Here is a 24,797-nt window from a genome sequence, read left to right as displayed (position 1 = left end):
GTCGTTTCCTTATCTTTGATTGTAATCGACTAAATCGCCATGAAAAATATTTTCTCCTTCGCCTTTATGTTCTTTATAACAGGCCTACTCTCTGCGCAGGAAACTGAAACCGTTTACGACGAAAAACTGGCCAAGGAGTTGGGCGGAGACGACAACGGTATGAAGACCTATATTTTCTGCATCCTTAAAACAGGTTCAAACACAACTGCGACAAAAGAAGAGAAAACAAAATATTTTGAAGGCCATATGGCTAACATCAATCGTCTTGCCGATGAAGGGAAACTGATTGTAGCCGGACCATTTATGAAAAACGACCGTAATTACCGCGGGATATTCATTTTTAACTGCACTACTGTGGAAGAAGCTCAAAAATTAGTGGAAACCGATCCTGCTGTGAAGGCAAAAATCTTTGAGGTGGAATTAACTCCGTGGTATTGCAGCGCAGCTTTGATGGCAGTTCCTCCAACACATAAAAAAATAACCAAACCAAATAAGTAATAATTAATGAATATTGAAGATTTACAAGAACTTTGCAAATCATTACCGTCAGTTACCGAAGACATCAAATGGGAAAACGATTTGTGTTTCTGCATAGGCGAAAAAATGTTTTGTGTCATCGGATTGAATCAAACACCCACTTCTGCTTCTTTTAAAGTGACTCCGGAAGAATTTGATGAACTTTCCTTTAAAAAAGGATTCAAACCTGCCCCATATGTGGCGCGCTACAAATGGGTTTTGGTGGAAGACATTACTACTTTATCACCTAAAGAATGGAAACATTACGTAACACAATCGTATACACTTGTAAAAGATAAATTGCCCGCTAAAATCAAAAAGCAATTAAGCTTTGAATAATCTGCTTTTGATTAAACTTTAACGTTTTAAAAAGATTTTTTCATTAGCCGATAATTATTTTTGCGATGCAAACCGCTTTGCAAGATTCCTCACACCCATGAACAAAACCGCACAGCTTCGTAAAAGCCATAAACTGATCAAATTCCAAAAACTGGGCATTGTTTCTGTATTAATTGGTTTTCTATGTGCTTTCATGGCGGTTTCCCTAAAGCGTTTAACCGAACATTATGAGGAAATCCTCTTCCATAAGGCTTCTTCAAACTGGATTTTTTTTCTGGTTTTCCCGGTTTTTGGTTTGTCTGTAATTTATTTTCTGCGTCAGCATCTGTTCAAAAAGAAGGAAAACAAAGGGATTAAAGAGATTTTTGAAAGTACTGGCTCCCGAACCAAAAAACTTCCGGTTTATAAAATCCCTTCCCATTTTTTCAACGGATTACTCACTGTTGCTTTCGGAGGTTCTACCGGAATTGAAGTTTCCACCGTTGTTGCTTCTGCCGCCATTGGTTCTGTCGCGCAACAAAAGGAAAATGTTTTTAAAAGACATAAAACCGAACTCATTTGTGCCGGAATTGCCGCAGGGATCACAGCCTTGTTCTGCAGTCCGATTGCAGGAGTTTTGTTTGCCTTTGAAGTAATCTCCAAGAAGGTAACTAAAACCTTTGCCTTAACTACAAGTTTGTCGGTCGCTGTTGCTTACGGTTTCATTTTGCTTTTAGATGAAAAACCGCTGTTTGAAGTGTCAGTCACCAATTGGCACCTATATGCTTTCCCCTACTTTCTCTTACTTGGAGTTTTGGCGGGAATTAATTCGGTGTACCTGACCAAATCGGTGATTTACATTAAATCGAAATTCGGGCAGATTGAAAAACATTCCACTAAAATCCTGATCGGTTCAGCCATCATCAGCCTATCATTATTAGTTTTACCACAATTATACGGAGAAGGATATCACGCCATCAAAGATTTGTTCTCAAATTCTGATTCCGTTGTTTTGACTACTTCGTTTGTGCTTACGATGTCCGGAGTCTTACTTCTGAAACCCATTATCACTTCGGTAACTTTGGCTTCCGGTGGCGATGGTGGCGTATTTGCTCCCAGCATGTTCATTGGTGCTTTTTTGGGATTACTGATGGCTTCGTTGCTGAATACTTATTTTGACGCCGATGTGATTCCGCTCAACTTCATGATTATTGGGATGGCAGCCATGTTAAGTGCCAGCATTCATGCCCCTTTCACTGCTTTATTCCTGATATGCGGATTGATTAATAATTACACCTTATTTTTACCGATCTTAGCCGTGTGCCTGGTTTCCAAAACTACTGCCCAATTGCTTTATCCATATACCGTTTACAGTTATCAGCCAAAAACCGTTTCCTGATTTATGCCGACAAAACACATCAAACGCAACTACCGAAAAGCCAAATACGTATTATACAAAGAAACGCTTGTTGATTTCAAGGAGCACTTTTGGGCTTTTATCGGAGCTTTTGTCGGAATGGGAATTATAGCCTATTTGCACTACAATATTTTCCCTAGAGAAGATTTCATATTCTTAATTGGTTCCTTTGGGGCGTCATGTGTTTTAGTTTATGGCGTGATTCAAAGTCCGCTAGCCCAACCGCGTAACCTAATTGGCGGGCATGTGATTTCTGCCATTGTGGGAGTTACCGCTGCAAAACTTTTTCCTGATATGATTTGGCTGGCTTCTGCGCTTGCCGTAGCATTATCCATCGTTTTGATGCAGATTACTAAAACCCTGCATCCACCCGGAGGCGCTACTGCACTAATTGCTGTTACCGGTTCGCCCACCATCTTAAAACTGGGTTACTTGTACGTAATATCTCCAGTACTTAGTGGTGCGATGATCCTTTTAACCGTAGCCTTGATATTCAACAATATGACTTCCAACCGCCAATATCCTACAAGCAAGAAGTTTACCAAGCTGAAAAAGAAAATTTCCGGTCATATCAGAAAGAATCAAGACAATTAAAGATGCTGAAACTGAATAAAATTCACCATATTGCCATTATCTGCTCCGATTACGAAAAATCAAAGCACTTTTATACAAAAATTTTAGGTCTGGAAATCCTGCAGGAAGTGTATCGAAAAGAACGCAAGTCCTATAAACTTGATTTGGCTTTAAACGGAAACTATGTGGTAGAATTATTTTCGTTTCCAAATCCTCCACAACGCGTTTCACGTCCGGAAGCAGCCGGATTACGCCATCTTGCCTTTGAAGTGGCTGACATCGAAAAAGCCTTGTCTTTTATCCTAAACAACAATATTGAAGCCGAAAATATCCGGACAGACGAATATACCGGAAAACGTTTCTTTTTCTTTTCAGATCCTGATGATTTGCCTATCGAATTCTATGAGAGCTGATTAAAATCTTATCAACAAAACGCAAATCTGAAATCTGAAATCTAAAATTATAATTACCTTTGACCTTTCAAAAAATAATAAGGTCATGGTTTATAAATTCCGAGTAATCCTCGACGCCGAGGAAGACATTTTTAGAGATATTGCAATCCTTGAAGACGATACTTTAGAAGATTTACACAATGCTGTCGTTAATGCTTTTGGCTTTGACGGTACGGAAACAGGTTCATTTTTCACTTGTGAAAACGATTGGACATGGAATGAAGATGATGAAATCCCGATGTTTGATACCGGAGATGTTCTTGGGGAAATGAAAACGATGGCTGATTTCAAGATCAACGATTTAGTGCACAAGGACAACACCAAAATGGTGTATATCTACGATTTTTTCAGTATGTGGACGTTCTTCTTAGAGCTTGCTGCCATTGAAGAAAAAGAAGAAGGCGAAACCTATCCTGCGCTTTTATTCTCCCACGGTGAGTTACCGGCCGAAGCAGGTTCCAGCGGATTTAGAGGTGCCGATGTTACCGAGGACGACATTTATGGCGACTTTGAAGATGAATTCGACGATGACGACATGGATATGTTCGAAGGAGATGATTCTTTCGAAGATTTTGGTTACGAAGAAAACTGGAATTAAACCTTTGAAAATAGACAATAGAACATAGAAAATAGATGTTGTCTTTTTTCTATGTTCTTTTTTCTTTAATCTTAAAATAAAAAAATGATAAATCTATTCAACACCCACATAGACAATCTTTCCATCCACCGCGTTGGAAACAAAAGCCGCAATGAAGCTATTTTCCTTTCGGAACAACCTTATAACCTGAATGACGAGATTATGCCGCTTTTGAAAGAGTTTTTCTTTAAACCCTTCAGAGACAAAGAGGAAAATTACTTTCAGTTTGCTCACGATGTGGATTTAGATTATAACGAAATGTATAATTATGCGAATGAGATTTTCGCTAATCCAGGCAGTGTACATGAAGTTTCAAAAAAAATTACACGCCATTTGTTCGAGCAATCCAACCATCCGCACATTAAAAACGGAGAAGTATATGTGACATACTTAACAAATGTTTCAATTGATAACAATGTAGTCGATGCCATCGGTGTTTTCAAAAGTGAAATCAAAGCCGATTTCCTTCAGTTTGAAGAGAAAGACACTAATTTAGATATGATCCTGCAACAGGGAATCAGCCTGAACAAATTAGACAAAGGCTGTCTGATCTTCAACTATAAAAAAGAAGAAGGTTACAAAATCTTAACCGTAGACAGTAACCGTTATGATGCACGCTACTGGCTAGAGCATTTCTTATCGGTAGATGCATTCCAGGATGAGAATTTCATCACTAAAAAATACCTTAAATTCTGTCAGGACTTTGCTAAAGAAGTAGTGCTTCCAGCTGAAGACAAAAAAGAAGAAGTGATGTTCATGAACCGTGCCGTGAACCACTTCGCTAAAAACGACAATTTTGAAGAGACGAATTTCATTAACGAAGTAATTGACAATCCGGATTTGATTTCTGAATTCAAAAACTACAAAGTTGACAAAGGGGAAAAATACAGCATTGAAGATTTGACCTCCTTCCCTATTGCTAACGCTGCAGTTTCGGATGCCCGTAAGAAAATGAAAAACGTCATAGATCTGGATACCAACATTCAGATTAAATTGGATTTCATCAATCCGGAAAGTGCCGAAAAATTTGTAGAAAAAGGCTGGGATGAGGAAAAACAAATGTATTACTATCTGGTATATTTCAACAAAGAACAAAAAAGTTAATAGTAAAGAGGCTCAGGCCTCTTTTTTTATTTTTGATTATCACAACAATAAAGAGTAAATTTATTAGTTGATTTTCCTACTTTCAATATATGTGCAAAAAGTTGCTTTTATATACAATCCTGTTCTTTTGTTTCTGGCAACCGTTAGCTGCACAGGTTGTTCCTGTTAAAAAGGATTCGACAAAAGTAAAAAAGGACTCAACAGAAGTGATGTTCCGCAATATTGAAAACTATTCCAAAAAAAGAAAATTCACTAAATTCCTTCACCGTCTCCTTTTTAAACCAACCGATAGAAAAAATAAAGTTAAAAAGGGTGGAGCTCCAATTCGCACCATAAATTTCGAGTACTACCAACATAAAATTATCCGAAAAATAAACATTACTACTTTAGATCCCTTCGGGTTTGACATTAATGGTTTTGAAAAAAATCCCAAAACATGGTTCGAAAGACAAGGAAATGCAGTCCATCTTAAAACAAAACACTGGACTGTCCGAAATCAATTATTATTCAAAAAAAACGACGTTCTGGATTCACTCTTGATAAAAGAATCCGAACGTTTAATTCAGCAGCAGCGATACATTCGAAAAGTTGCCATAAGGCCAATTCCAACTAATTCCAAAGACTCTGTCGACATTGAAATTACTGTTTTGGATTCCTGGAGTTTGATTCCTTCCGGCTCTTTATCGGAAACACACGGAAACCTGGAAATAACCGAACGTAATTTTTTGGGTTTGGGCCACGAATTTCAAAACATTTTCAAACAGCGTTTTCCAGATAGTAAAAATGCGTATGAAATGCGGTATATCGTTCCCAATTTTAAAAACACCTTTATCCGTACAACACTTCTCTATGACAAAGAATTCAACAACGATTACTCAAAAGGAATCGGGTTCAGCCGTCCCTTCTTTTCTCCTTACACCAAGTGGGCAGGTGGAATTATTTTTGAAGAACGTTTTTACAAAGATTCAATAAAGGCAATAAACCAAATCCCGCTTTATAGCAATTTTAAACTTGAATCCGAAGATTATTGGGGTGGTTATGCCATCCGTATTTTCAAAAAAACAAAAAAAGAAAAGCACATCACCAATCTGGTAACGACATTTCGCTTTAACAACCTGAAATATACAGAAAGCCCAAGCGCAGTTTATGACAGCATCCGATATTTCACCAACTCCAGATTATACCTGGCGAGTATCGGGGTCACTTCACGCCAATATATAGCCGATAAATACCTTTTCAATTACGGAATTCCCGAATACGTTCAAATCGGAAAAACTTATTCCGTCACCGGTGGCGTAGAATATAAGAACAACGTTAAACGATATTATTTCGGAGGAAGGTATTCGGTTGGAGGGTATTATACTTTTGGTTTTCTTGCCGCGACTTTTGAGGCGGGCAGTTTCTTTAAAAACGATATCAACCAGCAAGCCACCTTTAATGCCGAAATGAATTATTTCACACCATTATTCGAATTTGGGAATTGGAAATTACGTCAATTTATAAAACCTCAATTAACGATTGGGAATAATCGATTGGATACAGAAAGCGATTTAATCAGTTTAGGTGGAAATTCAGGTATTGAAGGTTTTGATGAAAGGCGAAGGGGCACAAAGAAAATGCTGGTCACTTTTCAGACACAATCCTATGTTCCTGGCCAGTTATATGGGTTCAGGTTGAGCCCCTTCTACAGTATGGAATTCGGTATGCTGAGCGGTTCAACCGAAAAATTATTCCAAAGTAAATTGTATTCGAAATTTGGAGTCGGCTTCGTAATCAGTAATGATTACATGGTTTTTAACAGCTTCATACTCTCATTTGCCTATTACCCTTCCATTCCCGGTGTTGGAGATAATGTATTTAGATCGAATGCCTACAAAAACAACTATATCAGATTACCTGATTTTCAGATTGGCCGCCCTGAAATTGTGCCTTATCAGTAATTTACAACTTGTCGGTAACAAATTAAAGGATAGTTCGTCCTATTAATAACCTAAAGAAAGCTAATTTGGAAACTATACTGACAATTGACCACCTGAATAAAAAATTCGGAAAAATTCACGCCGTAAAAGATGTTTCATTTGAAATAAAAAAAGGAAATGTCTATGGGATTTTAGGTCCGAACGGAAGCGGAAAATCAACCACATTGGGAATCATCCTTAATGTTGTCAATAAAACTTCGGGAAATTATAAATGGTTTGATGGAAAAACAGACACCCATCATGCATTAAAAAAAGTGGGGGCTATCATCGAGAGACCGAATTTCTATCCTTATATGACAGCAGAGGAAAATCTGAAATTGGTCTGCGACATTAAAGGGATCCATTACGATAAAGTAGACGAAAAACTGGAGGTTGTAGGCCTATCGGATCGAAAAGACAGTCCATTTCGAACTTTTTCTTTAGGGATGAAACAGCGTTTGGCTATTGCCTCTGCCCTGTTAAATGACCCCGAAATACTCATTCTGGATGAACCTACCAACGGCTTGGATCCACAGGGAATCCGACAGATTCGAGACATTATTAAGCACATTGCATCATTAGGAACTACCATTTTATTGGCTTCCCACCTTTTAGATGAAGTTGAAAAAGTATGCACACATGTAATCGTTTTAAGGAAAGGAGAAGTTCTGTATTCGGGTTCTGTACATGAAATTATGGCCAGCGAAGGCTTCTTTGAATTGCAATCCGAAAACAATGCCGAGTTAAAAGCATTGCTTCAGCATCACAGTGCCGTGGACAAAATTGATGAAGAGGATGGAAAATTATACGTCTTTTTAAAATCACCTCTGGAAGCTACCGATTTGAACCGATACCTGTTCCAAAACAATATCAGCCTTCAGCATTTGGTAAAACGAAAACACAGCCTGGAAGAACAATTCCTGCAGCTCACCAATCATCAATAACAATTTGAGTTACACTATTAACTAATCAAATTCAAAAAAATCCGGACCCAATAAGCCTTCGGCATTAATTCCCAAAATAAAAAATGAATCGACTTTTAAATATAGAACTGCAAAAACTTTGGAAAAACAACGCCAGCCGCGTACTGATCATCACGTATTTTGTACTGATCTGCTTTATATCATTAGTTGCATCGATCAAATTCGATTTAGGCCCTTTTAAATTTAATGCGGCCGATAGCGGCATCTTTAACTTCCCTTACATTTGGCATTTCAACACTTATTTCGTGGCATGGTTAAAACTTTTCCTGGCTGTTGTTATCGTTTCGATGATCGCAAACGAATACAGTTATGGAACACTCAAACAAAATCTTATCGACGGAATGAGCAAAAAAGAATTCATTTTATCGAAATTCATTACCGTACTTTTATTTGCAGGGATTTCAACCGTGTTTGTTTTTATCGTTACCCTCATCTTAGGTTATTCATTTTCTTCCTATAATGAAATCGGCATTGTTTTTTCGGACCTGGAATACCTGATGGCTTATTTTATCAAGCTGGTTGCTTTTTTCTCTTTCTGTCTGTTTCTTGGGATATTAATCAAACGTTCTGCATTTGCGCTTGGTTTTTTAATGCTTTGGTTTTTCATAGAAAAAATTACTTATGGAATAATGGGCAAATTCATATTTGACGATTTCGACAAAGCCAATTCAATCTTTAAGTTTTTCCCTCTGGAATCAATGTCCAATCTCATCATAGAACCCATAAGCCGATTAAATTTCATTAAGACAGTCAGCACGCAAATTGGGGTGGAAAACATCAAGGATTACAGTGTTCATTTTTCCTCGATTTTCATCGTATTAATTTGGACAGTTATTTTTGTCGTTATGTCGTTTAAAATTCTGAGAGATAGAGATTTGTAGTACCTTTAAGGTACTATGCATACATTCTATATTCCATATCAGATACCGTTACTGCTACTGCTCAGTTTGTTCAGTATATCTGCTGATGCGCAATATATTACCATTGACAATACAAAAACCCCGACGCAGATGGTTAAGGAACTTTTTTCGTCTGAAAGTTGTGTGGAACCGACAAACGTCACTATTTCAGGATGGGATTTCGGCAATGGAGAAAAAAGCTATGCCTGGTTTAACTACAATTCTGGCAGATTTTCGCTAGCACAAGGAATGATCATTTCCACAGGTAAAGCGTCATCTGCAGCCGGACCCAACACGACATTGCTTAGCGAAGGGCCAACAAACTGGCCAGGTGACCCTGACTTAGAGCAAGCCATTGGAGAAAACAACACGGTTAACGCTACCGTAGTCGAATTTGATTTTGTTTCGGGGACCAATTACGTCAGTTTTAATTACATCTTTTCATCTGAACACTATTTATCGAATCCCAGTTCCAGCCAATGCAATTCGTCTGATGGCTTTGCCTTTCTGATAAAAAAGATAGGTTCTCCAGCATATCAGAACCTTGGCGTTGTTCCAGGAACCACAATTCCTGTAAAAGTAACAACAGTTAGAGGCCCCGGAACAATCTGTCCTTCAGCAAATGCCGAATATTTTGACGCTTTCAACGGAAGCGAGCATTCCACCAATTTTAACGGGCAGACGCAAATTATGAACGCTGAAGCAGATATAGAACCCGGAGCATCCTATCATGTCAAATTAGTCATCGCCGATCAGGGAAACAGTCTTTACGATTCAGCTATTTTTATTGGAGCTAATACTTTCAGCAACGATTATGCCATGGGAGACGATCGTATATTTGCTGACGGAAACCCACTTTGCCAGGGAGAAACCCTTACTGTAGCACCGGATTATACCGTTCCGGGGACATTAAATTATACCTGGCATAAAAACGGCGTACCAATTCCCGGTTATATCAATGTCAGTTCTCCTACCTATACCATTTCTTCTGCAGGAGTATATATGCTACTTGCTGATGTAGGAACTTGCTCAGTGCGAGGTTACATGAATGTTGAATACGTACATACGGCAAATGACGCTGTTTTAGTTCAGTGTGATGATGATAATGATGGCATTAGCACATTTAATTTAAACAATGCCATTCAAACTGTTACGGGAGGAGCAAGCGAAATATCCATAATTGGCTATTACCACAGTTTAACGGATGCCCAAAACCAACAAAATGAAATCACCAATCCGGAATCTTATTCAAACAGCCAGGGAAATGCTATTGTCGTCAGGGTTGAGAATGAATTTGACTGTCCCGTTGACTACGCCACTATAACACTGCGAACAGTTGACAATGCCATAAATCCGATTGCTCCAGTAATTATCTGTGATTCGGATGAGCCACAAGATGGTTTATATCCTTTTGATTTGGACGCTATTTCTCAGCGGATCATTGCCAATAATTCATTTCCTGCAAATTATCAAATTGAATATTACATAAGTTCTGAGGATGCACTTCTCCAGAATAACCCACTAAGCACACCGTTCACAAATACAATTGCAGATCAGCAAATCATTTATGTACGAATTATTAACGGACCGGATTGTTATGGGATAATCCCAGTTACTCTAAGAGTAAGTTCTTTTCCAAACTTACACGATGAAACTATTGCGCTTTGCAACGAAGAAAGTACGCTATTGGATGCCGGCAGCGGTTATGCCAGTTATTCCTGGGATACAACACCTGTCCAAAACACGCAAACCATAACGGTTTCCGAATCTGGAGATTATACAGTAACCGTTACCAATGCAGATAATTGCGTTGCTTCTAAAACATTTACGGTTATCTCTTCGGAAATGGCAACCATCATTAGCATAGAAGTAAATAGTTTTTCAGGCATGAACAATTCTGTTATTGTGCATGTAAGCGGAACCGGAAATTATGAATTCTCATTAGATGGCGTCATTTATCAGGACAGTAATGTTTTTACAAATGTTTTGCCCGGAGAATATCAGGTTTTTGTCCGTGATAAAAACGGTTGCGGCACTACTGGGCCTCAAAACATTATTGTATTGGATTACCCGAGATTTTTTACGCCTAACGGAGACGGTTACAATGATATTTGGGCAATTAAAAATCTTGACAGTGTATATCCGAATTCCAGACTCTTCATTTTTGATCGTTACGGTAAACTTGTTAAACATGTTTTCCCTTTAATCGATGGATGGAATGGCACTTTAAACAATTCTGCATTGCCATCGGATGATTATTGGTTTAACCTTACCTTGGATAATGGCAGAAATATAAAAGGACATTTCGCTTTAAAACGATAAATCTTATCAATATTCATACTATACACGGCATCGTTTTGTGAATTTATAGTGGTAACTTTGTAGCTATCAACCTATAAATCAATAAATTATGGAAATCATAGGTACATTAATCGTCGGGGCCATCGCCGGATGGTTGGGAAGCCAAATCTACAGCGGCGGCGGTCTGGGATTGTTGGGCAATATTATTGTTGGTATCCTAGGAAGTTTTGTCGGCTACTGGCTTTTGGGCAAACTCGGAGTAAGTTTAGGAACTGGTCTTCTTGGCGCTATTTTAACCGGTGCCATTGGCGCCATTGTCATCTTAGTAATCATAAACCTCATTTTCAAAGCGAAAAATTGAAATAAAAAAAAAGCCGTTCAATGAACGGCTTTTTTTATACAAATATTATGATTAATCAATTTTAAATCGTTTTCTGTCGTTTTCATTTAGGTAGATTTTACGTAAACGCAACGATTTTGGCGTTACCTCTACATACTCGTCTTTTTGGATGTACTCCAAAGCTTCCTCCAATGAGAATTTGATAGCAGGAATAATTCTCGCTTTATCATCAGCTCCTGAAGAACGTACGTTTGTCAACTTCTTGGTTTTAGTTACGTTAACAACCATATCATCTCCTCTTGAGTTCTCACCGATAACCTGACCTTCATAGATATCTTCATTCGGATCTACGAAGAATTTACCTCTTTCCTGTAATTTATCGATTGAATAAGGAATCGCTTTTCCGTTTTCCATAGAGATTAATGAACCACTTAAACGACCTGGAATTTCACCTTTGAATGGTTGGTATTCCAAGAAACGGTGTGACATAATAGCTTCACCGGCAGTAGCAGTCAATAATTGGTTTCTTAATCCGATGATACCACGGGAAGGAATGTTGAACTGGATGATCATACGCTCACCTTTTGGCTCCATGCTTAACATTTCACCTTTACGAACAGTTACAAATTCAACCGCTCTACCAGAAACGTTCTCAGGTAAGTCGATAGTCAATTCCTCAATTGGCTCACATTTTACTCCGTCAATCTCTTTGATGATAACCTGAGGCTGACCAATCTGTAATTCATAACCTTCACGACGCATTGTCTCGATAAGTACCGATAAGTGAAGTACTCCACGTCCGAAAACCATGAATTTATCAGCAGAATCTGTTTCGTTTACTCTTAAAGCAAGGTTTTTCTCTAGCTCTTTATTTAAACGGTCTTTAATATGTCGTGAAGTAACGAATTTACCTTCTTTACCGAAGAATGGTGAATCGTTGATAGTAAACAACATACTCATTGTAGGCTCGTCGATAGCAATAGTTGCCAATGCTTCCGGATTTTCGAAATCAGCAACTGTATCCCCGATTTCGAAACCTTCTAATCCAACGATAGCACAGATATCTCCAGCTTTTACGCTTTCCACTTTTTTACGTCCAAGTCCGTCAAAAGTGTGTAATTCTTTAATTTTTGATTTGATGATCTTTCCGTCACGTTTTACCAACGAAATATTCTGACCCTCTTTTAATTCACCTCTTTGTAAACGACCGATAGCGATACGTCCTGTGAAAGAAGAGAAATCCAAAGAAGTGATCAACATCTGTGGCGTTCCTTCAGAAACTTTTGGTGCCGGAATGTGCTCCAATACCATATCTAAAAGCGGCTCGATGTTCTCCGTTTGGTTTTTCCAATCGTCAGACATCCAGTTATTTTTTGCGGAACCATATACAGTAGGAAAATCCAACTGCCATTCTTGTGCTCCTAATTCGAACATTAAGTCGAAAACTTTTTCGTGTACTTCTTCCGGAGTACAGTTTTCTTTATCCACTTTGTTTACCACCACACATGGTTTCAAACCCAAATCGATTGCTTTCTGCAATACGAAACGTGTTTGCGGCATAGGTCCTTCAAATGCATCTACCAACAATAAAACACCATCGGCCATGTTTAACACACGTTCCACTTCTCCACCGAAATCGGCGTGACCGGGAGTATCGATAATATTAATTTTAGTTCCTTTATAAACAACAGAAACGTTTTTAGAAGTAATGGTAATACCTCTTTCTCTTTCCAAGTCGTTGTTATCCAGGATTAAATCTCCTGTATTCTCGTTTTCACGGAATAACTGACAGTGATACATAATTTTGTCAACCAAAGTCGTTTTACCGTGGTCAACGTGAGCAATAATCGCGATGTTTCTAATTGAAGTCATATACAAATTTTGAAGGTGCAAAGGTACAACTATTTTTTGAATTAAAAACACTAACTATGAAGTAGTTAGCTAAATTTTAACCAATTGATAACAATAAAAAAAGCTCTCAATATTGAGAGCTTTATTATTTCAACAGACACTTACTATAAAGCAGCTACGTGTCTTGTTAATTTTGATTTCAAGTTTGAAGCTTTATTAGCGTGAATGATGTTTTTCTTCGCTAATTTGTCAATCATAGAGATTACAGAAGATAATTTCGCAGATGCTTCAGTCTTATCAGTTGCTAAACGGATTGCTTTAATAGCATTACGTGTAGTTTTATGTTGGTATCTGTTTAATACTCTTTTTTTCTCGTTGCTTCTAATTCTTTTTAAAGCTGACTTATGATTTGCCATTTTTTTAATTTTTTAATTGTAATAATTATTTTAAATTATTAGTTAAAAAAGAAAAACCTCCCACAATTGCTGAACAATCACTTTGGTTTTAACTAATAAAATAATAATTCGAGACACTGAATCATTATTTTATAAAACTTAATCACAACTAATTTTGTAGCCCGTAGGGGAATCGAACCCCTCTTACCAGGATGAAAACCTGGCGTCCTAACCGATAGACGAACGGGCCGTTAAGCTCATTTCTTGGTTGCCCAATTTTTCAATAAATAGTAGCCCGTAGGGGAATCGAACCCCTCTTACCAGGATGAAAACCTGGCGTCCTAACCGATAGACGAACGGGCCAGTAAAACAATAAAGAAAAAAGTTGTAGCCCGTAGGGGAATCGAACCCCTCTTACCAGGATGAAAACCTGGCGTCCTAACCGATAGACGAACGGGCCGTCTTTTTTCTTCATTGCGGTTGCAAAAATACAACTAATTTCTATTCTTGCAACACTTATCTCAAAAAAAATATTTTTTTTTAATACGCTTTAGCGAAAAGCACTCTGCCTGAGGATGGTTTGCCTGTAAAAACACAGCTTCCCGTCTCTTCTTTTCTATCTAAAGCAATACAGCGAATGGTTGCTTTTGTAAGTTCTTTTATCTTTTCTTCCGTCTCCGGAGTACCGTCCCAATGTGCAGCCACGAAACCAGCTTTGTTTTCCAAAACATCCTTGAATTCCTCGAACGAATTCACCTCAGTAATATGTGTATCCCTGTAGCTCAATGCTTTATTAAACAAGTCGCTTTGAATTTGCTCCAACAGACTCTGAAGATAACCCACAATTCCTTCTTTGGAAACCGTTTCTTTTGTTAAAGTATCACGACGCGCCACTTCATACGTTCCGTTTTCTAAATCGTTCGGACCGATTGCCAAACGAACCGGAACTCCTTTTAATTCCCATTCCGCAAACTTAAAACCTGGCTTTTGCGTATCTCTATCGTCAAATTTAACAGAAATACCTGCTTTACGCAATTCCTTCATTAAATCATTTACCTGAGCGGAAATCGCATCCAATTGTTCGTCTGTTCTATGGATTGGCACAATTACAACTTGAATTGGCGCTAAATTTGGAGGCAACACCAATCCGTTATCATCAGAATGCGTCATCACCAAAGCACCCATCAAACGGGTTGAAACTCCCCATGAAGTCCCCCATACGTGTTCTTGTTTCCCCTCTTTATTTGCAAATTTAACATCGAAAGCCTTGGCAAAATTCTGCCCTAAGAAATGAGATGTTCCTGCCTGAAGCGCTTTTCCGTCTTGCATCAAAGCTTCAATACAGTATGTCTCTTCTGCCCCTGCAAAACGCTCGGTTTCTGTTTTCACTCCTTTCATCACCGGAATCGCCATGAAATCCTGAACAAAATCAGCATACACATTCATCATCTGCACTGACTCTGCCAATGCTTCTTCTTTAGTAGCATGCGCCGTATGTCCTTCCTGCCATAAAAATTCAGCCGTACGTAAAAACAAACGCGTACGCATCTCCCAACGCACCACATTCGCCCATTGATTAATCAACAACGGCAAATCTCTGTAGGATTGCACCCAGCCTTTATAGGTAGACCAGATAATTGCTTCACTGGTTGGACGAACAATTAATTCCTCTTCCAGTTTCGCGTTTGGATCAACAATAAGTTTACCTTTGTTTTCTTCATCGGTTTTTAATCGATAATGAGTAACAATCGCACATTCTTTAGCAAATCCTTCTGCATTTTTCTCTTCCGCCTCAAACATACTTTTGGGCACAAACAACGGAAAATACGCATTACTGTGACCTGTTTCTTTAAACATACGGTCTAATTCTCGCTGTATCTTTTCCCAAATTGCATATCCGTACGGTTTGATAACCATACAACCTCTTACACCGGAATTTTCTGCTAAATCTGCTTTTACAACCAGTTCATTATACCACTTGGAATAATCTTCTGATCGCTTTGTTAAGTTCTTACTCATTTTTAATACTTTGGCACAAATATTGTTTAACTTACTTTAATGAAAATAGTTCGACAAAACTAACTAATTTTGTTATGACCAACAATAAAAAACACCACTGATATGAAAACTATATACGTATCCGGCCGAAATATATCCATTTATATACTATTTGGACTAGTAGGACTTTTGGTTTCTTCCTGTGGCCCCTATCAGAACTCGTCGTATTACGACAATGACGGTGTATACGGTTCTCCTGAAAAGTCACAGTATCAATACCCTGAAGCCAATGCTTCACAAAACAGCAAGTACAAAGAGTACTTTGCTGCCAATAAAGACAATTACTCACCTAATGACAGCGGCGCTGTTACCGGCACTAACAATGACACCATTGTTTACAAACAGCAGGATAATTATGCCGGTTGGGGTGAAAATTCAAAAAACGTAACCGTAAATTACTATGATAGCTACTACAATCCTTGGTATGCAGGCTACGGATGGTACTACCCTTATTATGGATGGAGTTGGGGCATCAGCTGGGGTTGGGGCTGGGGTTACCCATATTACGGATGGGGCTACTACAACCCTTACTGCTACTACCCTTATTATGGATACCATTATGGTTATTGCGGCTATTATGGCAACTACGCCTATGGAACAAGAGGCGGCTACGCCTACAGCGGAGGACGAAGCAGTTATGCATATAACAATGGAAACAGAAGAGGCTACCCTACTCAATACAATTCTTCAGGTACCAGAGCTGACGGAGGAAGAAACTATAGCGCTACATCAGGTACAAGAAGCAGCGGTCAATATTACAATCCACGCTCAAGCTTAAACAATCAAAACGGAAACTTCACTAACCCAAGAAGCAGCGGACAATATTCAACTCCTAGAAACGGTCAGGGAACACAACCACGAAATTACCAATATTCTACACCAAGAGGCAACAGCGGTTCTTCATATCCTAGAAGCTCCGGAAGTTACTCAAACCCTAGAAGTTCAGGAAGCTATTCAACACCATCTTCACCTAGAAGTTCAGGAAGCTATTCCACACCTTCTTCACCTAGAAGTTCCGGAGGTTATGGAGGCGGTGGCTACGGAGGCGGAAGCGGCGGTGGTTACGGCGGTGGCGGCGGAGGTCGTTCCGGCGGTGGCGGCGGAGGCGGCGGAGGCCGACGATAAATTTTCAAATCACCTAAGCTCATTCAATTGGGCTTAGGTTTTTATTTCTATTTAAACCAGATTTGTCATGAAAAAATACTTACTTAACACAGTACTTTTCTTGTCGGCCCTAATAGCAAACGCCCAAGAACCCACTCCTTTGACCGCATTGCGTTATGCAATGGACAACACTCAGGGTAGCGCCCGATTCCGGGGGATGAGCGGTGCTTTTGGAGCTGTTGGCGGTGATTTATCATCGATTAACGTCAACCCGGCCGGATCGGCGTTATTGAACAGCAATACATCTTCATTAACGATGAGCGTTTACAACAACAGCAACAAGTCGAATTATTATGGCGGAATGGCTAAAGACAACACCACCACCTTCAATTTCAACGAAATGGGTGCCGCTTTTGTCTTTTACAACACCAAACCAAACGCTGATTGGAAGCGATTTACTTTTGCCATCAACTATGAAACCACAAATGACTTTGACAACGACATTTATACTCAGGGGGTAAATCCGAACCGTTCTATAGATGAATACTTTACTTCTTTTGCAAACGGATTTGGAGGACTTGGAGGAATAAAATTAGGTGTCTTGGATGATGGCAGCTATGAGAACTATACGTCCTTGCCTTTTGCGGACCAACAGGCATGGTTAGGATATTGGAGTTTCATGTTCGACCCTGTTACCCCAGATCCAAACAACACCGTCTACACATCAAATGTACCCAGAAATACTTCCTATTATCAGACCAACATGGTTAACTCATCGGGATATAACGGTAAATTGAGTTTTAATTTTGCCACCGATTACAAAGACATACTTTATTTAGGGCTTAATCTGAATTCTCATTTCACCAATTATTTTCAATACTCCTCTTTATATGAGTCGAACTCGGGTCCCAATAACTTAACCGGAAACACGCTTCACAGCGTCGTCTTCAACAATCACATGCACACTTACGGAAGCGGTTTTTCTTTAAGTGTTGGCGCCATAGCTAAATTAAGCAAAGAATTCAGGGTTGGGTTTGCTTATGAATCACCTACCTGGTACAATCTTACAGACGAACTTTCACAAGATATTTCATCAAGATACAGCGACCCTAACAATTTAGCATCATCAGCGTCTAAATATCCGCCGGTAATTAATATTTATCCGAGCTATAAATTAAATACTCCCCAAAAATTCAACGTTAGTGGAACTTTTTTGTTTGGCAAAAAAGGATTAATCAGTGTGGATTATACCTATAAAGATTATTCCACTACGAAATACAAACCGGAAAACGAAATATTTTACAGTTCTGTCAACTCTTTAATGAATAGCTCATTGAGAGCGGCTTCGGAAGTTAGGGCAGGATTTGAACACCGAATGAAACAAGTTAGCCTTAGAGGAGGATACCGCTTTGAACAAAGTCCGTATGACAATGGGAAAACTATTGGTGACTTACATGGGTTCTCCACAGGAATTGGTTATGATTTTGGGTTTTCCCGACTTGATTTTGCCTACGCCTACTCGCAAAGAGACATGCAGGTATATCTGCTATCAAGCTTTACGGATGCCGCTACGGTTACAACAAAAACCAACAATTTTTTCCTAACCTACACCTTTAACTTCTAAGAAAGCAGACATAATAATACGTAGGCCACTCTTTCGGGAGTGGTTTTTTATTTCCCGACCTTTGATTTTAGCCCCGACAGCAGCGGCATCCTTTTACTTTTTTCTTTAAAAAGTGAAAGATATAGCGGATGGCGGAACCAAACCCTTAAAAAATTCCCAAACGATGGTGCTCCTAAATATAAAAAGCGTAATTTTGCGCACTTTATTTAAATAAAATAAACATCATAATTACATGAGAACCAAGTCATTAAAGAAAAACAAAATCAATGTAATCACCCTTGGGTGTTCAAAAAACGTGTATGACAGCGAAGTACTGATGGGCCAGTTAAAAGCCAGCGGTAAAGATGTTGAGCACGAGGCACCTGCAGAAAAAGAAGGTAACATCATTGTTATCAATACTTGCGGGTTTATTGATAATGCGAAAGCAGAATCGGTAAACATGATTTTGGAATATGCCGACAAGAAAGAAAGAGGTTTGGTTGACAAAGTTTTCGTAACCGGATGTTTATCTGAACGTTACAGACCCGATTTAGAAAAAGAAATCCCGAATGTGGACCAATATTTCGGTACGACAGAATTACCGCAATTATTGAAAGCTTTGGGTGCCGATTATAAACACGAATTATTAGGAGAGCGTTTAACGACGACTCCGAAAAACTACGCGTATTTAAAAATTGCCGAAGGGTGTGACCGTCCGTGCAGTTTCTGTGCGATTCCGTTGATGCGTGGCGGACACGTTTCTCAGCCGATTGAAAAATTGGTTAAAGAAGCGCAAGGCCTAGCGAAAAACGGCGTGAAAGAATTAATCCTTATTGCTCAGGATTTAACGTATTACGGTTTGGATTTGTACAAAAAACGTAACCTTGCCGAATTATTGGAAAACCTTGCAAAAGTAGAAGGTATTGAGTGGATTCGTTTGCACTACGCCTTCCCTACCGGTTTCCCGATGGATGTATTGGAATTGATGAAACGCGAACCAAAAATCTGTAATTATATTGATATTCCGCTGCAGCATATTTCAGACAATATCCTGAAATCAATGCGCCGCGGTACAACTCAGGCAAAAACCACGAAATTGTTGAAAGAATTCCGTGAAGCGGTTCCTGGGATGGCAATCCGTACAACTTTAATTGTTGGATACCCTGGGGAAACTGAAGAAGATTTCAACATTCTGAAAGACTTTGTACAGGAAATGAAGTTTGACCGTTTGGGTTGTTTTGCTTATTCTCATGAGGAAAACACGCATGCTTATTTATTGGAAGACAACGTTCCGGACGAAGTGAAACAAGCCCGGGCCAATGAAATTATGGAGCTTCAATCACAGATTTCATGGGATCTGAATCAGGAGAAAGTGGGTCAGGTTTTCCGATGCATCATTGACAGAAAAGAGGGTGGTCATTTTGTGGGAAGAACAGAATTCGACAGCCCGGACGTAGATAATGAAGTATTGATTGACGCGACCAAACACTATGTAAAAACAGGTGAATTCGTAAACATCAAAATTACGGACGCTACGGAATTCGACCTTTACGGCGAACCGGTACAACAATAAATTCCTTTTAATTTATATAGTAAATCCCCATCAACTCTGTTTGTTGGGGATTTTTTTCATCTCACCCCCACCCTCCGACTCATTTTAACATTAGCTGAGGAAAAACCGCAACATCACATTTTGGTAAGTTTTTAGTATTGCATAAAACTACTAATCACTCAAATTATGATACCGGAAACCTTAACCATAGCTGAAAGACAAATTTTAGCCAACCAGTTTAAAATTCTGTCAATAATAGGAGATCACAACAATTACGAAACCAAAATTGAGATTCTGGAAAATGGATTTACCGAACAATATTTCGAAGTTTTTGATGTCGCTGCCGAAGAAATTCCTATAGAAATCTGCGAGGAAACCACTCAAATCCTACATATGTTCCGCCGAATTGCAGACGCAACCGAAAAACTCTCTGAAGAAGAAAAGTACTCACTGGATCTTGAAAAAATAAAATTTGAAGGATTTGATGCCCAGCACGACACCCATTTTCACTATATGAGGTTCATGGTACACACAATGAATCTGTGGCCGGAATATAAAGAGACCTACTTAAACTCACATAGCCGATTCCCACTATCAAAATATCGTAAAATACTGGATTATCAGTACTATCTGCTGGACTGTGACCAATATGATTTAAACATAGACGATTTAAAATGCATGATCGAACTTTTAAGTTCGTCTAAAAAAATAATTGTTCAGAACGCGTAAAAAGCTATTTTTCATACATCACTTGGTTAATTTTACGCAAAGAAAATCCCCGTCAAGTAGGGGATTTTTATTATCATCATTTAACCAACTTAAGAATAACGTTTCGTTTTTCAGTTAAAATACTATTCCCCAATTTCCTCCGATCTGATTCGTTCCGAAAAGAAATTCTCTACAGTTACATTGAAAAGTGCTGGGGCGGAGTTAGTCATCCCGCTGGTTTGTCCGTTAAAGATACACAGATTGGATTTTCTGATATTCCGATACACTGAAAAGGAACGTTCGTCTTTTGCCGTATCCCTGTCGCATGAGAGAATTAATACCGGACATTGGATTTTCTTTAAATCATCGGGCGGTATAACCCGCTGAAATTCGACAAGGCGGTAAAGTTGCCGAATTAAAAACCAGTTGTCCGAAGTATCATTTTCTGCCAGCATTTGTTCAGCGTGTTTTCGGGCGGCGGTTATGCTTTCTACATCATACAATTCATCGGTGCCGGGAGTTATATTTATCTCAAAAGCGGCGATTTTTTTCGCTTTATCGGGATAGTTGACTGCAAGCAGAAGACCGATAATAGCTCCGTCACCTCTTCCGATGATGTAAGTCGAATCGAGCTTTAAATGGTTCAGAAGGCCGTTAAGGTCTTTTGTCATCTGGATATAGGTCAGCGAATCTTTTCCCAATTCGCTTTTACCCCTTCCCCTGCAGTCCATTACGATGACCCTGTTGTTTTTGGAGAAATAGTCAATTTGTGGGGACATGGCGCTGATATTCCCGCCGTTTCCATGAAGTACAATAATCGGCTTTCCTTTCCCGTAGTCTTCATAATACAGTTTTACGCCATTCAGTTCAATAAAATGGCCTGCTTTTTTATTGTTCCCGTATTTTGATCTTGAACCTGACTGCGCACAACTGTTACCTGCAAGGAATAAAAACAAGACCAAAAACAGCTTCGTAATTGGTACACTATGTTTCATGATATCCGATTTTAGTTAGTAATCAAATTGCTACCTAAAGTTATTAAAAAATATCGTTGGAATTAGTAATTTTAATTTTCAACTTATTGAAAATCAATAATTTAAATCAAAACATTTAGAAACTCACATCGAGAATTACCACACGAAAGGATTCGTGCGGTAGCGGGGGCAAGTGTTTTTTGGATTCTGCTTTAAAACAAAAATCTACATCGTATTGGATGTAGCTTTATTTTACTTGTGGACACGAGTATGATGCTCGCGCTAGTGGTAGAAATCTGTTCTATCTTCACTGTATGCCGCAAAGTCAGGAGACTTTGCGGGGCGGGGGAAGAAAATGCAAACACTGACCTTTACCAATAAATCCTACAACCCCACTTGCATAAAACCCTTGTTAGCTGTTCGCCTTTTCTTTAAAATGGGAATTCAGAATCTAAATCGTTTTTATATTCATCAAGTTTTTCTTGGTATAATTTTTTATCAAAAAATAATTGTTGGAATATTTTTTTGAATTTGATTTCATATTCAAAATCATCTCTTGAAGCTTTAATTTTGAAACCATAAACTGAATCGTCAAGCAAAAGTAAATCATCTTTATTGCTTGACTCTTCATTGTTGAAAAAAAAGCCTAAATCAAATATATCTTCAAAAAACAAACCTAAATCTACGTGCTTAATCAGCCATTCTTTTTGAGTTGTTAAATTGTAATTATATTTATCAAAATATTCTTCAACTGCTTTTTTACATAAATTACGATGCTCTTTAACTATTTGTAAATCAGAAACATACGACGTAAAGTTGTTTTTCTTTATCTCAATAATTGAGTTTGGCAGTATATTATCTTTCATAAATCAAGTTAGGTATTATATTTAATCCCCGGTAGCGCGGATTTGCAATCCTTTATTTTTTTGACAATATTCCAAAGATTTTATTAGATTTTGCTTTTGATTTAAACGCGTAAAGACGTCAATCCATCCTACTGCAAATACAGTTATAAAGTAAACTTCTTCTGTTGTTGTGGCTTTGTATTTTGTTGACATGGCTTATAATTTATATTACAAAACTATACTTTTTACACTAAAAATGATAGCGCAGAAATGTTTTCTGTACTATCCCTTTCAACTTAATTTTTTTAGGATGTCTTATTCTCTTTGTGGTCACGGATTACAAATCCGCGCTATCGTCGTTGCTACACGAAAGGATTTGTGCGGTATCGGGTTTAATATTCAGAAATTAAATCAATCTTGTGAATTGAATATTCTATTTTGTTAGCTTTTTTTATTTTACCTTCAAATGGAAGATAATATTCTTTATAATAACCACTATCTGGATATGGATTTTGAATTTGTTTTTCTATGAATTCTAAATCAAGATCAAAATCTGTATCACAACCTATACAAATTTCTTCTGTTGGTTCAATTTTATAATCTTTGTATGTAACTTTTCCAAGGTACGTTTTCTTAATCCTAACATTGTAGACTTTATTTTCAGAAAAGTTTTTAATACTCAATGTTTTGGTTTTAGATAAGAATTCAATATTATCTTTATTTGAAATTTTCATTTGTTCTGCCAAATCATAGTATAACTCACGTTCTTTATCAATATTTGGTGAAGCAATAATCACATCCCCATCAGTAGAATTTGTTTCTCGACCAACTAAATTATTAGAATATTCATCATAGATAAAACAAGTTGCTAATCTTCTACATTCTTTGTTATCTTTATTTGTAATGATTTTAATATCATTGTTACAAGAACATATTGAAAGTCCAATGATAGTTAAAGCTAATAATTTTATCATAAGAAATGTTTTTATTGCGATGTGAAAAATTTTCTGCTAACTCAAAAATATGTACAACAAAACCATTAAAATAATATAATAAATTTGTCGTTTTGAGATTGTTTATTTTGTCATTTGAGCAAACAAAATTAATTTTAAAAATTCTGAAAATCAAATAGATAATAATTATTTTAACTTTTCCAAAAATACTTCTGAATAAAATAATAGATATCTAAAGGATAGCATGGTAACATAACCTCACTATCGGGATGCAAATCGTCAACAAAAAGCGAATTGATTCATACAAAAACTAAGAGGGTGTTTTCAAATACTTTGAAAAGGTTCTATTTTTGCGGCTCATAACCAAAATAGATATGGCAGGAGGATTTTTTGCGATTCTGGATGATATCGCAGCTTTGATGGACGACATCGCAGTAACGAGTAAAGTAGCAACACAAAAAACAGCGGGCATCCTTGGCGATGACCTGGCGGTAAATGCCGAAAAGGCAACCGGATTTTTATCATCTCGTGAATTGCCGGTGCTTTGGGCGATTACTAAAGGCTCGTTCATCAATAAGCTTATTATAATTCCGATTGCTTTGTTATTAAATTACTTTTTTCCAATTGCGATAAAATGGGCTTTGGTTTTAGGTGGATTATATCTGGCTTATGAAGGTGTGGAGAAAATCATTGAGTATTTTTTCCATCGTCCAAAAACGGGACATGAAGTGATTGAAGAGGCTAAACAGGAAGATGCTGCTGCTGAAGAAAAAGCTAAGGTTAAATCAGCAATAACTACCGACTTTATCCTTTCTGTAGAGATTGTTATCATTGCTTTGGGCAGTGTTTTAGACAAGCCTTTGCTTACACAAATTTTAACTGTGTTTGTTGTAGGGTTTCTGGCTACCGTAGGTGTATACGGAATCGTAGCGCTTATTGTACGTATGGACGATGCAGGATTCGGCTTGATCAAACGCTCGAACGACAAAGGTTTTTTAGCCGTCGTTGGTAATTTATTGGTAAAGGCATTACCCATTGTTATAAAAGCACTTGCTGTGATCGGTACTCTGGCTCTTATTTTGGTGGCGGGAGGTATTTTTGTGCATAATATTGATCAACTGCACCATTTGTTTCCGCAGCTGCCATCTATCGTAAAAGAAGCAGCTATCGGCCTTTTAGCAGGTATTGCTGCTACCGTAGTTATGACTATCGGCAAAAAAACAATATCGCTTGTAAAACCTAATTAAGGTTCGTAA

General features: G+C 38.1%; 23 protein-coding genes, 3 tRNA genes and 1 pseudogene. 17 read left to right on the top strand and 10 right to left on the bottom strand.

What is annotated here, in order from left to right; all coding sequences use genetic code 11:
* Positions 1 to 39 precede the first annotated feature (39 nt).
* From FEDK69T_RS11450 to FEDK69T_RS11395, 12 genes are all read left to right on the top strand, one after another.
* The gene (locus FEDK69T_RS11450) at positions 40 to 498 is read left to right on the top strand and encodes a YciI family protein (protein ID WP_023574328.1); all 459 of its coding nucleotides are present in this window, start codon (positions 40 to 42) and stop codon (positions 496 to 498) included.
* A 6-nt stretch (positions 499 to 504) separates the two neighbouring features.
* Complete coding sequence (locus FEDK69T_RS11445; protein ID WP_023574327.1) at positions 505 to 855, top strand: MmcQ/YjbR family DNA-binding protein; 351 nt, start codon at positions 505 to 507, stop codon at positions 853 to 855.
* A gap of 97 nt (positions 856 to 952) precedes the next feature.
* Positions 953 to 2,233 (top strand): chloride channel protein, encoded by a 1,281-nt coding sequence (locus tag FEDK69T_RS11440; protein WP_023574326.1) that lies wholly within the window; start codon positions 953 to 955, stop codon positions 2,231 to 2,233.
* A 3-nt stretch (positions 2,234 to 2,236) separates the two neighbouring features.
* On the top strand, positions 2,237 to 2,845 hold the full coding sequence (locus FEDK69T_RS11435; protein WP_023574325.1) for an HPP family protein: 609 nt from the start codon (positions 2,237 to 2,239) through the stop codon (positions 2,843 to 2,845).
* A gap of 2 nt (positions 2,846 to 2,847) precedes the next feature.
* The gene (gloA2, locus tag FEDK69T_RS11430) at positions 2,848 to 3,237 is read left to right on the top strand and encodes an SMU1112c/YaeR family gloxylase I-like metalloprotein (RefSeq protein ID WP_023574324.1); all 390 of its coding nucleotides are present in this window, start codon (positions 2,848 to 2,850) and stop codon (positions 3,235 to 3,237) included.
* Between the two features lie 85 nt (positions 3,238 to 3,322).
* The gene (locus FEDK69T_RS11425) at positions 3,323 to 3,874 is read left to right on the top strand and encodes an IS1096 element passenger TnpR family protein (RefSeq protein ID WP_023574323.1); all 552 of its coding nucleotides are present in this window, start codon (positions 3,323 to 3,325) and stop codon (positions 3,872 to 3,874) included.
* Between the two features lie 84 nt (positions 3,875 to 3,958).
* Complete coding sequence (locus FEDK69T_RS11420) at positions 3,959 to 5,017, top strand: nucleoid-associated protein (RefSeq protein ID WP_023574322.1); 1,059 nt, start codon at positions 3,959 to 3,961, stop codon at positions 5,015 to 5,017.
* A 101-nt stretch (positions 5,018 to 5,118) separates the two neighbouring features.
* Positions 5,119 to 6,957: a BamA/TamA family outer membrane protein gene (locus FEDK69T_RS11415; RefSeq protein ID WP_023574321.1), complete on the top strand. Its 1,839-nt coding sequence runs from the start codon at positions 5,119 to 5,121 to the stop codon at positions 6,955 to 6,957.
* A gap of 65 nt (positions 6,958 to 7,022) precedes the next feature.
* The gene (locus FEDK69T_RS11410) at positions 7,023 to 7,919 is read left to right on the top strand and encodes an ABC transporter ATP-binding protein (RefSeq protein ID WP_023574320.1); all 897 of its coding nucleotides are present in this window, start codon (positions 7,023 to 7,025) and stop codon (positions 7,917 to 7,919) included.
* An 83-nt stretch (positions 7,920 to 8,002) separates the two neighbouring features.
* Positions 8,003 to 8,839 (top strand): ABC transporter permease, encoded by an 837-nt coding sequence (locus FEDK69T_RS11405; protein ID WP_023574319.1) that lies wholly within the window; start codon positions 8,003 to 8,005, stop codon positions 8,837 to 8,839.
* 15 nt (positions 8,840 to 8,854) lie between these two features.
* Positions 8,855 to 11,179 carry a choice-of-anchor L domain-containing protein gene (locus FEDK69T_RS11400; RefSeq protein ID WP_035629683.1) on the top strand — a complete coding sequence of 775 codons (2,325 nt, stop codon included), beginning with the start codon at positions 8,855 to 8,857 and terminating at the stop codon, positions 11,177 to 11,179.
* Positions 11,180 to 11,267: 88 nt separating this feature from the next.
* A complete protein-coding gene (locus FEDK69T_RS11395) occupies positions 11,268 to 11,519 on the top strand; it encodes a GlsB/YeaQ/YmgE family stress response membrane protein (protein ID WP_023574317.1) in 252 nt (83 codons plus the stop codon).
* Positions 11,520 to 11,570: 51 nt separating this feature from the next.
* Here FEDK69T_RS11395 and typA read toward each other — a convergent pair whose 3' ends face one another.
* The 6 genes from typA to proS all read right to left on the bottom strand — a co-directional run bounded on the left by typA (position 11,571) and on the right by proS (position 15,763).
* Positions 11,571 to 13,370: a translational GTPase TypA gene (gene typA, locus FEDK69T_RS11390; protein ID WP_023574316.1), complete on the bottom strand. Its 1,800-nt coding sequence runs from the start codon at positions 13,368 to 13,370 to the stop codon at positions 11,571 to 11,573.
* Positions 13,371 to 13,513: 143 nt separating this feature from the next.
* The gene (gene rpsT / locus FEDK69T_RS11385) at positions 13,514 to 13,765 is read right to left on the bottom strand and encodes a 30S ribosomal protein S20 (protein ID WP_023574315.1); all 252 of its coding nucleotides are present in this window, start codon (positions 13,763 to 13,765) and stop codon (positions 13,514 to 13,516) included.
* Positions 13,766 to 13,922: 157 nt separating this feature from the next.
* Positions 13,923 to 13,994: transfer RNA gene (locus FEDK69T_RS11380), tRNA-Glu, on the bottom strand.
* A 41-nt stretch (positions 13,995 to 14,035) separates the two neighbouring features.
* A tRNA-Glu gene (locus FEDK69T_RS11375) sits at positions 14,036 to 14,107 on the bottom strand.
* 25 nt (positions 14,108 to 14,132) lie between these two features.
* Positions 14,133 to 14,204: transfer RNA gene (locus FEDK69T_RS11370), tRNA-Glu, on the bottom strand.
* 80 nt (positions 14,205 to 14,284) lie between these two features.
* Positions 14,285 to 15,763, bottom strand: coding sequence for a proline--tRNA ligase (proS, locus tag FEDK69T_RS11365; protein ID WP_023574314.1), 1,479 nt, complete (start codon positions 15,761 to 15,763; stop codon positions 14,285 to 14,287).
* A gap of 102 nt (positions 15,764 to 15,865) precedes the next feature.
* Here proS and FEDK69T_RS15860 point away from each other — a divergent pair, with 102 nt between their 5' ends.
* The 4 genes from FEDK69T_RS15860 (at position 15,866) to FEDK69T_RS11345 (ending at position 20,790) form a co-directional block, all read left to right on the top strand.
* Entirely contained in the window at positions 15,866 to 16,927 is a 1,062-nt protein-coding gene (locus FEDK69T_RS15860; protein ID WP_023574313.1) for a hypothetical protein, read from the top strand.
* 67 nt (positions 16,928 to 16,994) lie between these two features.
* On the top strand, positions 16,995 to 18,530 hold the full coding sequence (locus FEDK69T_RS11355; RefSeq protein ID WP_023574312.1) for an OmpP1/FadL family transporter: 1,536 nt from the start codon (positions 16,995 to 16,997) through the stop codon (positions 18,528 to 18,530).
* A 232-nt stretch (positions 18,531 to 18,762) separates the two neighbouring features.
* Positions 18,763 to 20,082 (top strand): 30S ribosomal protein S12 methylthiotransferase RimO, encoded by a 1,320-nt coding sequence (gene rimO / locus FEDK69T_RS11350; protein WP_023574310.1) that lies wholly within the window; start codon positions 18,763 to 18,765, stop codon positions 20,080 to 20,082.
* A gap of 165 nt (positions 20,083 to 20,247) precedes the next feature.
* On the top strand, positions 20,248 to 20,790 hold the full coding sequence (locus tag FEDK69T_RS11345; RefSeq protein ID WP_023574309.1) for a YfbU family protein: 543 nt from the start codon (positions 20,248 to 20,250) through the stop codon (positions 20,788 to 20,790).
* Positions 20,791 to 20,912: 122 nt separating this feature from the next.
* On the opposite strand, the gene FEDK69T_RS15525 is transcribed toward FEDK69T_RS11345, so the two are convergent.
* From FEDK69T_RS15525 to FEDK69T_RS11325, 4 genes and pseudogenes are all read right to left on the bottom strand, one after another.
* Positions 20,913 to 21,764 carry an alpha/beta fold hydrolase gene (locus tag FEDK69T_RS15525; RefSeq protein ID WP_051385128.1) on the bottom strand — a complete coding sequence of 284 codons (852 nt, stop codon included), beginning with the start codon at positions 21,762 to 21,764 and terminating at the stop codon, positions 20,913 to 20,915.
* Between the two features lie 410 nt (positions 21,765 to 22,174).
* Positions 22,175 to 22,609, bottom strand: a complete 435-nt coding sequence (locus tag FEDK69T_RS11335) for a hypothetical protein (RefSeq protein WP_023574307.1) — start codon at positions 22,607 to 22,609, stop codon at positions 22,175 to 22,177.
* Between the two features lie 33 nt (positions 22,610 to 22,642).
* Positions 22,643 to 22,801: pseudogene (locus tag FEDK69T_RS16040) on the bottom strand (REP-associated tyrosine transposase); the annotation flags it as partial.
* Between the two features lie 179 nt (positions 22,802 to 22,980).
* Positions 22,981 to 23,562 carry a hypothetical protein gene (locus FEDK69T_RS11325; RefSeq protein ID WP_023574305.1) on the bottom strand — a complete coding sequence of 194 codons (582 nt, stop codon included), beginning with the start codon at positions 23,560 to 23,562 and terminating at the stop codon, positions 22,981 to 22,983.
* A 353-nt stretch (positions 23,563 to 23,915) separates the two neighbouring features.
* Here FEDK69T_RS11325 and FEDK69T_RS11320 point away from each other — a divergent pair, with 353 nt between their 5' ends.
* Positions 23,916 to 24,788: a DUF808 family protein gene (locus tag FEDK69T_RS11320; RefSeq protein ID WP_023574304.1), complete on the top strand. Its 873-nt coding sequence runs from the start codon at positions 23,916 to 23,918 to the stop codon at positions 24,786 to 24,788.
* Positions 24,789 to 24,797 lie beyond the last annotated feature (9 nt).

It is taken from the genome of Flavobacterium enshiense DK69, from assembly GCF_000498495.1.
Lineage (GTDB): Bacteria > Bacteroidota > Bacteroidia > Flavobacteriales > Flavobacteriaceae > Flavobacterium > Flavobacterium enshiense.
Note: the sequence above shows the minus strand (reverse complement) of the source record. Positions and strands in the feature narration are given on the sequence as shown.

Excerpts from the sequence above, each read along its gene's own strand:
- FEDK69T_RS11450 (WP_023574328.1), top strand. The coding sequence starts at position 40 with ATGAAAAATATTTTCTCCTTCGCCTTTATGTTCTTTATAACAGGCCTA.
- FEDK69T_RS11445 (WP_023574327.1), top strand. The coding sequence starts at position 505 with ATGAATATTGAAGATTTACAAGAACTTTGCAAATCATTACCGTCAGTT.
- FEDK69T_RS11440 (WP_023574326.1), top strand. The coding sequence starts at position 953 with ATGAACAAAACCGCACAGCTTCGTAAAAGCCATAAACTGATCAAATTC.
- FEDK69T_RS11435 (WP_023574325.1), top strand. The coding sequence starts at position 2,237 with ATGCCGACAAAACACATCAAACGCAACTACCGAAAAGCCAAATACGTA.
- gloA2 (WP_023574324.1), top strand. The coding sequence starts at position 2,848 with ATGCTGAAACTGAATAAAATTCACCATATTGCCATTATCTGCTCCGAT.
- FEDK69T_RS11425 (WP_023574323.1), top strand. The coding sequence starts at position 3,323 with ATGGTTTATAAATTCCGAGTAATCCTCGACGCCGAGGAAGACATTTTT.
- FEDK69T_RS11420 (WP_023574322.1), top strand. The coding sequence starts at position 3,959 with ATGATAAATCTATTCAACACCCACATAGACAATCTTTCCATCCACCGC.
- FEDK69T_RS11405 (WP_023574319.1), top strand. The coding sequence starts at position 8,003 with ATGAATCGACTTTTAAATATAGAACTGCAAAAACTTTGGAAAAACAAC.
- FEDK69T_RS11400 (WP_035629683.1), top strand. The coding sequence starts at position 8,855 with ATGCATACATTCTATATTCCATATCAGATACCGTTACTGCTACTGCTC.
- FEDK69T_RS11395 (WP_023574317.1), top strand. The coding sequence starts at position 11,268 with ATGGAAATCATAGGTACATTAATCGTCGGGGCCATCGCCGGATGGTTG.
- typA (WP_023574316.1), bottom strand. The coding sequence starts at position 13,370 with ATGACTTCAATTAGAAACATCGCGATTATTGCTCACGTTGACCACGGT.
- rpsT (WP_023574315.1), bottom strand. The coding sequence starts at position 13,765 with ATGGCAAATCATAAGTCAGCTTTAAAAAGAATTAGAAGCAACGAGAAA.
- proS (WP_023574314.1), bottom strand. The coding sequence starts at position 15,763 with ATGAGTAAGAACTTAACAAAGCGATCAGAAGATTATTCCAAGTGGTAT.
- FEDK69T_RS15860 (WP_023574313.1), top strand. The coding sequence starts at position 15,866 with ATGAAAACTATATACGTATCCGGCCGAAATATATCCATTTATATACTA.
- FEDK69T_RS11355 (WP_023574312.1), top strand. The coding sequence starts at position 16,995 with ATGAAAAAATACTTACTTAACACAGTACTTTTCTTGTCGGCCCTAATA.
- rimO (WP_023574310.1), top strand. The coding sequence starts at position 18,763 with ATGAGAACCAAGTCATTAAAGAAAAACAAAATCAATGTAATCACCCTT.
- FEDK69T_RS11345 (WP_023574309.1), top strand. The coding sequence starts at position 20,248 with ATGATACCGGAAACCTTAACCATAGCTGAAAGACAAATTTTAGCCAAC.
- FEDK69T_RS15525 (WP_051385128.1), bottom strand. The coding sequence starts at position 21,764 with ATGAAACATAGTGTACCAATTACGAAGCTGTTTTTGGTCTTGTTTTTA.
- FEDK69T_RS11335 (WP_023574307.1), bottom strand. The coding sequence starts at position 22,609 with ATGAAAGATAATATACTGCCAAACTCAATTATTGAGATAAAGAAAAAC.
- FEDK69T_RS11325 (WP_023574305.1), bottom strand. The coding sequence starts at position 23,562 with ATGATAAAATTATTAGCTTTAACTATCATTGGACTTTCAATATGTTCT.
- FEDK69T_RS11320 (WP_023574304.1), top strand. The coding sequence starts at position 23,916 with ATGGCAGGAGGATTTTTTGCGATTCTGGATGATATCGCAGCTTTGATG.